At 43.3% G+C, this 1703-nt stretch carries 1 protein-coding gene; it reads right to left on the bottom strand.

The features are described 5' to 3' along the window. Positions 1-1703: HYR domain-containing protein (locus tag AC6F75_RS09920; protein ID WP_500714870.1), on the bottom strand; the 1703-nt coding region annotated here is incomplete at both ends.

Below are 1703 nucleotides of genomic sequence, written 5' to 3'. Positions count from 1 at the left end.
AACCCGTTAGGGTTTGAAATGGTCACAAACTGTGATGCCGGATTGGGGAACAAGGTCAGGCTTCCAATATTGGAATGGTCTTCTGTGCCCAAATTGGTTTCTACATCAAGTTCAAATGAACAAGTGGAAGTGTTACCACTGGTATCAGTTGCCGTAAGTGTAACGGTATAAGTGCCGTCTGATAACACAGTTCCCGGAGCCGGTGTCTGCGTCAAATCAGTCAGCGGATTGGTACAATTGTCTGTTACTGTAACAATTCCATCTCCAAAATAATCAGGTACGATAAATTCAAATGAGAAGGGGGCTGTATCATGTATTGTATCATCCGGACAATTAATTACCGGAGCATTGATATCAACTACTGTCACCCAGGCAGTACAAGTCAGATTATTAAATCCATCAGTAGCTGAATAAGTAACCAATACCGGAGCTCCAATATCGCTACAATCAAAATTTTCGATATCAACAGCTGTTACTAAAATAGCGCAGTCAGACAGATAAGAACCAATTAGTTCGGGTGTCAGTACTGCTGTTCCATTTTGGTTCAGTTCAAGTGTGAAGTCTGTACAGGTTACAACCGGAGCACTTGCTCCTTCTACAGTAACTATAGTTGTACAAGTGGATGTATTACCACTGGTATCAGTCACTGTCAATGTAATTGTATTGTCACCCAGGTGCGAACAGTTAAAGTCAGTCTGACTGATTGTAATAGTGTCAATAGCACAGTTGTCTGTACTGCCGGCATCAATCATAGCAGCGGTGATGCTCGCTTCTCCATTGGCATCAAGCTGAATGGTAAACGGAGCCACACAAAGGGTATCAGGCGGAAGTGAATCTTTAACGGTTACCACAGTCGTACAGGTGGATGTATTTCCGCTTAAATCTGTTACAGTAAGCGTGATGGTATTGTAACCCAAATGTGTACAGTCAAAATCAGTCTGGCCGATGGTAATCGTGTCGATACCACAAGCATCACTGCTGCCATTGTCTATCATTGCAGGAGTGATTGTCGCTTGACCATTGGCTTCCAATTCAATGGTAAACGGAGCCACACATAGGGCATCAGGCTCATATGAATCTTTAACGGTTACCACAGTCGTACAGGTAGATGTATTGCCATTAAAATCGGTTACAGTTAGCGTGATGGTATTGTATCCCAAGTGTGTACAGTCAAAATCAGTCTGGCTGATTGTAATCGTGTCAATAGCACAATTGTCTGTACTTCCGGCATCAATCATAGCCGGTGTAATGGTCGCTTCTCCATTGGCGTCCAATGCAATGGTAAACGGAGCTACACACAAAGCAACGGGAGCTATAAAATCCTCAACGGTTACCACTGTTGTACAAGTGGATATATTACCACTGGCATCTGTAACCGTCAATGTAATGGTATTGTCTCCTATGTCTGCACAAGTAAAGTTGGTCTGGCTGATGCTAATCGTGTCAATAGCACAATTGTCTGTACTTCCGGCTTCAATCATTAAAGCGGTGATGTCCGCTTCTCCATTGTCATCCAACTGAATGGTAAACGGAGCAACACAAATAGCTACGGGAGCTACTGTGTCTTCAACGGTCACCACTGTTGTACAGGTGGATGTATTCCCGTTTACGTCAGTTACAGTTAGTGTTACTATATTGTCTCCTATGTCTGCACAGGTAAAGTCGGTCTGGCTGATGCTAATTGTATCGATACCACAAGCATC

The sequence above is a fragment of the Planktosalinus sp. genome, assembly GCF_059864935.1.
Note: the sequence above shows the minus strand (reverse complement) of the source record. Positions and strands in the feature narration are given on the sequence as shown.